The organism is Bradyrhizobium pachyrhizi (genome assembly GCF_001189245.1).
Classification (GTDB): Bacteria; Pseudomonadota; Alphaproteobacteria; order Rhizobiales; family Xanthobacteraceae; genus Bradyrhizobium; species Bradyrhizobium pachyrhizi.
In genome coordinates this window covers 18,993-28,570 of sequence record NZ_LFIQ01000117.1, presented here as the reverse complement: position 1 = coordinate 28,570, position 9,578 = coordinate 18,993, and the positions used below count along the sequence as shown (strand labels likewise).

7 protein-coding genes are annotated in these 9,578 nt (G+C 65.1%); 6 read left to right on the top strand and 1 reads right to left on the bottom strand.

Annotated elements, in window-relative coordinates:
- Positions 1–644: 644 nt before the first annotated feature.
- Entirely contained in the window at positions 645–1,571 is a 927-nt protein-coding gene (locus AKL29_RS32030) for a D-alanyl-D-alanine carboxypeptidase family protein (protein ID WP_244482542.1), read from the bottom strand.
- A gap of 503 nt (positions 1,572–2,074) precedes the next feature.
- Between AKL29_RS32030 and AKL29_RS32025 the strand changes: the two genes are divergently transcribed.
- From AKL29_RS32025 to AKL29_RS31995, 6 genes are all read left to right on the top strand, one after another.
- Complete coding sequence (locus AKL29_RS32025) at positions 2,075–3,652, top strand: gamma-glutamyltransferase family protein (protein ID WP_050386929.1); 1,578 nt, start codon at positions 2,075–2,077, stop codon at positions 3,650–3,652.
- Between the two features lie 393 nt (positions 3,653–4,045).
- The gene (locus AKL29_RS32015; protein WP_050386927.1) at positions 4,046–5,713 is read left to right on the top strand and encodes an amidohydrolase; all 1,668 of its coding nucleotides are present in this window, start codon (positions 4,046–4,048) and stop codon (positions 5,711–5,713) included.
- Complete coding sequence (locus tag AKL29_RS32010) at positions 5,713–6,795, top strand: CobW family GTP-binding protein (protein ID WP_050386926.1); 1,083 nt, start codon at positions 5,713–5,715, stop codon at positions 6,793–6,795. The genes AKL29_RS32015 and AKL29_RS32010 overlap by 1 nt, the downstream gene beginning before the upstream one ends.
- Before the next feature lie 42 nt (positions 6,796–6,837).
- Positions 6,838–8,151, top strand: a complete 1,314-nt coding sequence (locus tag AKL29_RS32005; RefSeq protein WP_028331398.1) for an ABC transporter substrate-binding protein — start codon at positions 6,838–6,840, stop codon at positions 8,149–8,151.
- 1 nt (position 8,152) lies between these two features.
- Positions 8,153–8,884: an ABC transporter ATP-binding protein gene (locus AKL29_RS32000; RefSeq protein ID WP_050386925.1), complete on the top strand. Its 732-nt coding sequence runs from the start codon at positions 8,153–8,155 to the stop codon at positions 8,882–8,884.
- Positions 8,871–9,569, top strand: coding sequence for an ABC transporter ATP-binding protein (locus AKL29_RS31995; protein ID WP_028331396.1), 699 nt, complete (start codon positions 8,871–8,873; stop codon positions 9,567–9,569). Before AKL29_RS32000 ends, AKL29_RS31995 begins: the two co-directional genes overlap by 14 nt.
- Positions 9,570–9,578: the final 9 nt, after the last annotated feature.

The following is a 9,578-nucleotide window of genomic DNA, read 5'->3' as shown; positions in this document are numbered from 1 at the left end:
GGACCCATACGCCGCGGCGGATGTTGTGAACGGGACTCGTCGTTCGGGCATCGCTCAATAATGACTGCCTGTAGTCATGGATCCCTGCTTTCGCAGGGACGACGGTGAGGAAGGTTCTGGCGCGAGACGGCGCACCGCTATTGCGTACCCTTCTTCGGTGTCATCACCCGCGCATAGGGGTGATCGAACTTCGATTCGGATAAAGCGAAATATCTTTCGCGCGAAGGATTGGACAGGATTTGCTGAGTTGCCCATCGGGTTAATTTTGTCGCATCCGGAATTGGGCGGGACCGTCGCTCCGTGGGCCGAAGCGGCGATCCCTGATCGCGCGAGGTGCATGGTCGGGTGTGGGCAAATGTCGGCCAATCCGCACGACTAGGGACATCATAAATCGACAAGCGCACGCGGCAATTGCCATTCTGGACTAGCCCCGAGTAACAGATTCAGCGGCAAGCAGGCTCCACAGCGCAGAAGTAGTAGCGCGGCGCAGCAATCGCGGTTCCTGGTAGATGAGAGTCCGAAGAGAGGCATAACGTCATGGGTGGAGACTGGCCGCTACGGCCTCCGAAGCCGCGGTCCAGCCCCGGCTCACCCCCTGAGCTGGGGCGCGCCGGAGCGCACGAAGCGCAGGAGGGGCAGGCCGATCAGAGGCGCGAGCTGAGTCTCGTCGTCGTGGCCCTCGACGCTGCCTTTGACTTTGCGCGCGTCGTTACGCCATGCCTGGAAGATGCTGCAATTCGGGTATGTCGCTTGCCGGCCAGCTTTGTGTGCCTTGATACCGTGCGATGAGCAGCATATTCCCGACCATCGACCGGTGCGAGATGCGCTGGGTCTCCATTCAAGTAGGGACGTCCAACTCCGAACTGCTTTTCGTGCTCGTCGATCCATTTCCATAATCGCTTGGTCTCGGTTGCACGCTCCTCCTTGCTCCCGCCATTCATGCTGACGACGTCTGCAGCGAGCCCGTGACCATAGCCACCACGCGAGCTGCCGCCGTGATAAGACTTGTCATTTGCGGCCTTCAGCCCGCTTGCAATCGATTGGCGGTAGTCATCGCGGAATCCGCTCGTGATCCCGGGTGCCAGTCCGGCCTGCTCCGCTGCATGGAGCATATAGAACAGCTTTTGCTTGAAGGCTCGATCCATCCCCCCGATCACGTAATCCATCAGAGGCATCCCGGCTTTATCCGCGGCTTTGGGGTCCTTCCATCCGAAGTCATTTTCGACCCGCTTCGGGATGCTGCGCGTGACGGTGATCAGTTTGCGCTTCCGTTTGATGATCACGTCCTTTTTTTCGTACACGACGATCCAGTCGGTCTTCGGCGCTCGCGTGTAGAGCGCGCCAAGGAACCGGTCGATGCATGCCTCTGCAACAAAGCATTCATCCAGGACCAGAACTGTATCAATATTGTCCGGGGCGACCTTGAGCGGGTCGAGAATGTTGGCCGTGGATACCTGCTCAGCTTGCTTCTCGCTGGGCGTCGTCGGCAGAGCGTCGGGCGACGCTCGGTCCGCATCTGGCAATACACTCCCGTTGGCATCGGATTGAGCCGACGGTTCGGATGCCGTCACCTGTCGGCTCGACTCCTCATTGGGCGACGCCGCACGCACGTCGTGAACGACGGCGCAGCATGACAGTGAGACCAGCGACGAGGCAATGCGTAACCAACCAGCCCCGCAACCGAACCGACTTCGCCTGGCGCCATGAAACTCTTTGAGAGATGACATCGGCATTGGCAATCGACATGAGCTAAATTGATCATGGCAGCGTGCCATCGCGCTCCGGGCTTGGCAACCAGTTACCCACCACAGAATTGCCGCCGAGCACGCAACTATTCAGATAGGCCGAAAGAATTCCTCACGTGCAGGTTTGACAGGTTTTGCCGGGTTGCCGCCGGATCAATCCGCCGCGTCCGAGAAGCGTCTGGCGGGACAACCCTCGTCCGTGTTCACCGATCCACCGTTAGGTGGATTGCTGCCTGCCTGGTGGCCAAACGAGAGTCCTCCGCGAGGACCGGTGTCGTTTTCGACAATGTTGGCGAGCGGCGGCCGCTCACAGCATTGAAGGAAACGACATGCGCGATTTCATGGCCATCGGCCGTTCGGTGGCGGTTGCGGAGCGTGGCATGGCCGCGACCTCGCACCCGCAGGCGACGCTGGCCGCGGTCGAGATGCTGAAGGCCGGCGGCAATGCCGTCGATGCCGCGGTGGCGGCGGTCGCGGTGCAGGGCGTGGTCGAGCCGCAGATGACCGGGATCGGCGGCGACTGCTTCGCGCTGTATTCGCCTGACGCCGGCGAGCCGATCGCGCTGAACGGCTCGGGCCGCGCGCCGGCCGCAACCGATGCCGAAAAATTTGCCGCAAGCGGCGCGCGCGACATTCCACCGACTGCGCCCGAGGCCGTCACCGTGCCGGGCGCGGTCGATGCGTGGTGCCGGCTGATCGCCAATCACGGCAGCAGGTCGCTGGAGGAGATCTTCCGGCCGGCGATCGCGGCTGCCGAGCGGGGCTTTTGCGTGACGCCGCGCGTCGCGGAGGACTGGCGCCGCTTCCGGGCCCGGATCGAGATCGACGGCAATGCGGCGGCGCAGTTCCTGCCTGGTGGCAAGGCGCCTGAGGTCGGCGACATCCGTACGCAACCCGCGCTCGGCCGCACCCTTCGTCGGATCGCGCAGCGCGGGCGCGACGCTTTCTACGCGGGCGAGGCCGCCGACGAGATGGTGGCCATCTTGCGCGCCCTGGGCGGCGCCCACAGCAGCGACGATTTCGCCGCCCAGACCTCCGACTATGTGCGCCCGATCTCGGCGCTCTACCACGACCACGACGTGATCGAGTGTCCGCCGAACGGGCAGGGCCTGGCCGCGCTGATGATCCTGCGGACGCTTGCCGGCTTCGATGTCGGCAAGCTCGGAGAGGCCGATCGCATCCATCTGCTGGCCGAAGCCACCAAAGCGGCCTACCGCGCGCGCGATGCCTTCTTTTGCGATCCCGCCACCAGCAAGGTCGATCCGGCCGCATTCCTTGCCGAGGACTATATAGGGAGAATCCGCGACAAGATCGACATAAGCCGCGCGTCCGCGCCCGTGACCTGGGACGATATCGAGCATCGCGACACCGTCTATGTCACGGTGGTCGATCGCGATCTCAACGCCGTCTCGCTGATCAACTCGCTGTTCTATCCGTTCGGCAGCGGCATCTTCGCGCCGAAATCGGGCATCCTGCTGCACAACCGCGGCTGGAGCTTTCGCGCCAAACCGGGGCATCCCAATTCGCTCGGGCCGCGCAAGCGGCCGATGCATACGATCATTCCGGGCCTGCTGCGCAAGGACGGCAAGACCGTGATGTCGTTCGGCGTGATGGGCGGGCACTACCAGGCCGCGGGCCACGCCAATCTGCTGTCGAACATCCTCGACATGAAGATGGACATCCAGGCCGCGGCCGAGGCGCCGCGCTCCTTTGCCTTCGACGGCGCGCTGTCGCTGGAGACGACGATATCATCTGAAGTCCGTGACGACCTTCGCGCCCGCGGCCACGATGCGCGGTTTTCGGAAGAGCCGATAGGCGGCTGCCAGGCGATCCGCATCGACCATGCGAGGGGCGTTCTGTTCGGGGCCTCCGACCACCGCAGGGACGGCCTCGCGCTGGGCTTCTGAAGTGATAAGGGATTGCGTCGAAGAGCGACCGCGAGGGCGGTGCCGCCCCTCCCTCTCCCGCTTGCGGGGGAGGGCCGGGGTGGGGGCTCTCTCCGCGAGTCACATTGCGGAGAGAGTCTCCACCCGTCGCGCTGCGCGCGCCGACCTCCCCCGCAAGCGGGAGAGGTGAAGCGGAGCCTGCTGCTCAATTCGAAAAAAGTGATGTCGCTCTATGCCGTGCCGCCGCCCGTATCGCCGCAGGCGGCGGAGCATCCACCGGACGGTGGATTGTTCCAAATGCCGACATGCCGAACGTTTGGCCATCATGCCGGCGTCGCGCGCGGTTCGGCCTTGTGCACCGCACGGTGAGAGGCTGATCGCTCCAGGCTTTCCCAATCGAGAAGTTTGATCCGTATGAACAGGACATTCGCCGACACGGTCTTCCGCAACGGCCGGATCTACACGTCGAACCGCGGGCAGCCCTGGGCGACATGCGCGGCCGTCAAGGCCGGCCGGTTCATCGCTGTCGGCGAGGAACGCGACGTCGCGGCGCTCATCGGCGAGGGGACGGCGACCGTCGATCTCGGCGGACGCATGGCGATGCCGGGGATCGTCGACATCCACAATCACATCATGATGGGCGGACAGGCCGATCTCTACGAGCTGCGCTTCTCCAACGCCGACAGCATTCCGAGGATCGCCGAGACCCTGCACAAGGCCGCGTCAGCGGCTGCGCCGGGCGCCTGGATCGTCGGCGGGCAGTTCGGCAACAATCTGTTGAACGAGATGAACAACGCGGAGTCCTGCGCGCTGCTGGACGCAGCCTGCCTCGGTCATCCCGTCGTATTGCGCGACGACACCTATCACAATCGCTGGGCGAGCTCGGCGGCGCTGCGGCTGGCCGGCGTTGCGGCCGACACGGCTGATCCGACCGACGGCGAGATCGGCCGCGACCTCAAGTCCGGAACGCTCACCGGGATCATGATCGAGGCTGCCTCCGGCCTGGTCGAGCGGGCGCTCGCGGCCTCCGGTCACTACACGGCCGAGATGGACCGCGCGGCGGTGGCGCGCTCGATCTCGGTGCTGAATGCCTATGGCGTCACCGCCTTCATCGACGCCGCCAGCATGCAGCCGATCATGGCGGCGCTGAAGGGGCTCGACGACCGCGGCGAGCTCACCGCTTGGGCGGTCTGCGCGATGCCGGTGGTCGAGCCGGGCTTCATGTTCGGCAAGGCCGGCGAGGAGCTGTTTGCGTTGCGCGAGGATTACCGCGGCGCCCATGTGAAGCCCGACTATGTGAAGGTGTTCCTCGACGGCGTGCCGGGCGCCAAGACCGCGGCCTTCCACGAGCCCTATGTAACCGATCCCGTGCGCGGCTGCTGCTTCCGCGGCGCCACCATGCTGACCGTGCCGGACCTGATCCGCTGGCTCGGGCGCTGCGAGAAGCTCGGCCTTGCCGCGAAGATCCATTGTGCGGGCGATGCCGCGGTGACGCAGGCGCTCGACGCCATTGATGTCGTGCGCAGCTTCAACGGCCCGACCCATCTGATCCATCAGATCGCGCATGCGAGCTATATCGCACCCGACGATATCAAGCGCTTCGCAGAGCTTGGTGTCGCCGCCGATCTGTCGCCGATCATCTGGTATCCGACCATCTTCCTCGAGGCGCACAAGGCCGCGATGGGCGAGGAGCGCGCGCAGCGCTTCTGGCCCAACAGGGATCTGAAAGAGGCCGGCGCACTGATGGCCGGCGGCTCGGACTGGCCGGTGATCCCGATCCCCGATCCCTGGCAGGGCATCGAGGGCATGGTGACGCGGCAGAATCCGACCGGGGATTTTCCCGGCAAGTCGCTGTGGGCGGAGCAGGCGCTCGACCTCAAAACCGTGATCGACATCTACACCATCGATGCCGCGCGCGCGGCCGGCCTCGGCCAGTCGATCGGCTCGATCGAGGTGGGCAAATCCGCCGATTTGATCGTGCTCGACCAGATGATCTTCGACATCCCGCCGGATCAACTGGCCGATACGCGGGTCGAGATGACCTTCTTCGAGGGCTGCAAGGTCTACGAGCGGGGCGCGTGATGGCAACGGCGGATCAGATCCCGGTCACGGTGCTGACCGGCTTCCTCGGCAGCGGCAAGACCACGGTGCTGAACCATTTGCTGCGCCAGCCCGAGCTTGGCGGCGTCGTCGCCATCATCAACGAGTTCGGCGAGGTGGCGCTGGATCATCTGCTGGTCGAGAGCAGCGAGGACCGCCTGGCGCTGCTCGACAATGGCTGCATCTGCTGCTCGGTGCGCGAGGACCTGATCGAGACGTTGGCCGACCTTGCGTCGCGATGTGCTGACGGCACGATCCCGCCGTTCCACCGGGTGCTGGTCGAGACCACCGGGCTCGCCGATCCCGTGCCCGTGCTGCACACACTAATGACGGCGCCTGATGTCCTCAGTCGCTACCGGATCGACGGCGTGGTCGCGACCGTCGATGCGGTTAATGGTGCGCACACCCTTGCGGCCCATGGCGAGGCCGTCAGGCAGATCGCCGTCGCCGACCGGTTGCTGGTGACCAAGATCGACCTTGCCGCCGAGGACGCACTGGCGCGGCTTGATGCGCAGCTTGTGGCGATCAATCCGGTCGCGACGCGCACGAAAGTGCAGAACGGGATCGTCGATCCGGCGAAGGTCCTCGATGCCGGGCTGTTCGATCCGGCGGCGCGCTCCGCCGATGTCGTGCGCTGGTTCGATCTGGCATCGCAGGCGGCCAACTCGCCACACGGGGATCATCACTGCGAAGGCGAGGCGTGCGGCCACCACAGCCATCACGCGCACGATGCCGGCGTGTCATCCTACAGCCTGGTCATCGACGAGCCGATCCAGCGCGAGGCACTCGCGCGCTGGCTCGACTATGTCGCGGCGCTCAGAGGCGAGGACCTGCTGCGCTTCAAGGCGATCGTGCACGTCGCCGAGCAGCCCGATGCGCCCATCGTAGTGCATGGCGTGCAGCACGTGTTCCATCCGCCGATCACGCTTGCCGGTTGGCCGTCGGCGGACCGGCGCTCGCGGCTCGTCTTCATCGTGCGCGGCATCCCGCGCCGGATCATCGAAAACACCTTGTGCAAATTCGCCGCGGTGAGCCGTGCGGCGATCCAGCGATCGGCTGCGTGAGCCGCGGTCAGGCATCTTCATTGGTTGTGGAGGGAGAGGGACATGACTGAGACAAAGAGCAATACGGCGTCAGGCCGGCTCGACCGGCGTACGCTGCTGAAAGTGGCCGGTGCCGCCGGTCTCGCATCGGCGATGAACGTGCCACTGGTCAATGTCGCGCGGGCCGCCGGCAACACCATCAAGATCGGCTGGGTCGGCTGCCTCTCCGGCGTCCGCGCGCAGTTCGCCGAGCCCGATCCCTGGATCCATGAGCGCATCAAGGCGCGGCTGAAGGATGGTCTGAAGATCGGCGGCAAGACCTATCAGGTCGAGCTGGTGTTCAAAGACAATCAATCCGATCCGAATCGATCGTCGGTGATCGCGAGCGAGCTGGTGCTGCGTGAAAAGTGCGACCTGATCCTGATCGAGGACGGCGACGCCCAGCCGCCGGTGCAGGAGCTCGCCGACGCCCGCGGCATTCCCACCATCTCGACCATGGTGCCGTGGCAGGGCTGGATGTTCCCGCGCAAGTCGGCGCCGGACAAGGGTTTTCCCTACAGCTACCACTTCTTCTGGGGCGCCGACGACGTCGCGAAGAATTTCTTGGGCATGTGGCAGTCGGTGGAGACCAACAAGAAGGTCGGCACGCTCTACATCGATAACCCGCCGGGCCAGGCATTCTCCGATCCGAAGCTCGGCCTGCCGGCAGGCATCTCGGCGGCCGGCTATCAGGAATTCTCGGCCGGCAAATTCCAGATCGCGACCGACGACTTCACCAACCAGATCGCGCTGTTCAAGAACAACGGCGTCGACATCGTCTCCGGCTTCACCTTCAGCAATCACTGGGTGACGCTGTGGAATCAGGCGGCGCAGGCCGGTTTCAAGCCGCAGATCTGCACGGTGGCGGCGGCCTTCCTGTTCCCGGCCGCGGTGAATGCGCTCGGCGATCGCGGCGACGGCATGTCGACCGAGGTGTGGTGGACGCCGGCTTATCCATTCAAGTCCTCGCTGACCGGGCAGAGCGCCGCCGAACTCGCCGCGGAGTGGGAAAAGACCACCGGCAAGCAGTGGACGCAGCCGATCGGCTACGCCCATGCGCTGTGGGAGGTCGGGCTCGCGGCGTTGCAGAACAGCGATCCCAAGGACAAGAACTCATTGCGCGATGCGATCGCCGGTCTCGACATGGAGACCGTGGTCGGCCGGGTCAAGTTCAAGGACAGCCCGATCAAGAACGTCGCGGTGACCTCGCTGTCCGGCGGGCAATGGCGCAAGGCCAAGGGCGGCAAGTCGAAATACGAGCTCCTGATCGTGCACAACGGAACGGCGCCGTTCATCCCGAAGCAGGCCGATCTCCAGCTGCTCTCCAAGCTGGCCTGAGATGGCACCGCTTCTGCGCGTCAGCGGGCTGGCCAAGCGCTTCGGCGAGATCGTGGTCGCCGACAATGTCAGCTTCGAGCTGGCGCGCGGCGAGTGCCTCGGCGTGATCGGCCCGAACGGCGCCGGCAAGAGTTCGTTGCTGAACCTGATCGTCGGCCTGCTCACGGCCGACGGCGGCTCGATCATGCTCGACGACAGGGAGATATCAGCCCTGCCGCCGCATCGCCGGGCGCGGATGGGGCTCGGGCGGGCGTTCCAGATCCCGCAGCCGTTCCCGCATCTGTCGGTCTACGAGAACGCGCTGGTCGCGGCATCCTATGGCGCGGGCTTCACCGGCGAGGCGGCATCGAGCTGGACCATGGAGGTGTTGCAGCGCGCCGGGCTCGACGCCAAGGCGGACAGGCTCGCCGGCGCCTTGCCGCTGATCGACCGCAAGCGGCTGGAATTCGCCAAGGCGCTGGCCTCGAAGCCGAAGCTGATCCTGCTCGACGAGATCGCCGCCGGGCTGACCGAGCCCGAGGTCGAGCGCCTCGTTGCCATCATCCAGTCGGTGAAGGCCGACCATGCCACGATCTGGATCGAGCACATCCCGCACGCGCTGCGCGCGGTGTCGGATCGCATTCTGGTGCTCGACTTCGGCCGCAAGGTGCTGGAGGGACCGCCGGCCGAGGTCATGGACAGCGCGGTGGTGCGCGAGATCTACATGGGATTGAAGGCCGATGGCATTGCTTGATGTGAACGGCCTGCAGATCTTCTACGGCGATCTGCAAGCCGTGTTCGACATGAACTTCACCGTCGCGGACGGTGAAGCGGTGGCGCTGGTCGGCGCCAATGGCGCCGGCAAGTCGACGTTTCTGAAGGCGCTGGTCGGTCTCAACGAGGAGCGTCGCGGCGCGGTGCAGTTCGACGGCATCGATATCTCGCAGATGCCGGCCGAAGAGGTGTCGCGGCTCGGCCTCATCATGGTGCCCGAGGGCCGCCTGCTGTTCGACTCGTTGACGATCGAGGAGAACCTCTTGATGGGCAGCGTCAACCGGCGCAAAGGCAGCTGGACCCTGCGGCGGGTATTCGACCTGTTTCCGATCCTCGAGGAGCGGCGGCGGATGTTTCCCGGCCAACTCTCCGGCGGCCAGCAGCAGATGGCGGCGATCGGCCGCGCGCTGATGTCGAACCCGCGGCTCCTGTTGTGCGACGAGATCTCGCTCGGGCTCGCCCCCGTCGTGGTCGAGCAAATTTACCGCTCCTTTGCCGACATCCGCCGCGAGGGCACCGCCGTCGTGCTGGTCGAGCAGGACGTCAAGCGCGCGCTCGCGACCTCGGAGCGGATCTATTGCCTGTTGAAGGGGCGGGTGTCGCTGACCGGCCCGGCGCAAGGCTTGCAGCCGGAGCAGCTGACGCACGCCTATTTCGGTAACTAGCCAGGATTG

Excerpts from the sequence above, each read along its gene's own strand:
- AKL29_RS32025 (WP_050386929.1), top strand. The coding sequence starts at position 2,075 with ATGCGCGATTTCATGGCCATCGGCCGTTCGGTGGCGGTTGCGGAGCGT.
- AKL29_RS32015 (WP_050386927.1), top strand. The coding sequence starts at position 4,046 with ATGAACAGGACATTCGCCGACACGGTCTTCCGCAACGGCCGGATCTAC.
- AKL29_RS32010 (WP_050386926.1), top strand. The coding sequence starts at position 5,713 with ATGGCAACGGCGGATCAGATCCCGGTCACGGTGCTGACCGGCTTCCTC.
- AKL29_RS32005 (WP_028331398.1), top strand. The coding sequence starts at position 6,838 with ATGACTGAGACAAAGAGCAATACGGCGTCAGGCCGGCTCGACCGGCGT.
- AKL29_RS32000 (WP_050386925.1), top strand. The coding sequence starts at position 8,153 with ATGGCACCGCTTCTGCGCGTCAGCGGGCTGGCCAAGCGCTTCGGCGAG.
- AKL29_RS31995 (WP_028331396.1), top strand. The coding sequence starts at position 8,871 with ATGGCATTGCTTGATGTGAACGGCCTGCAGATCTTCTACGGCGATCTG.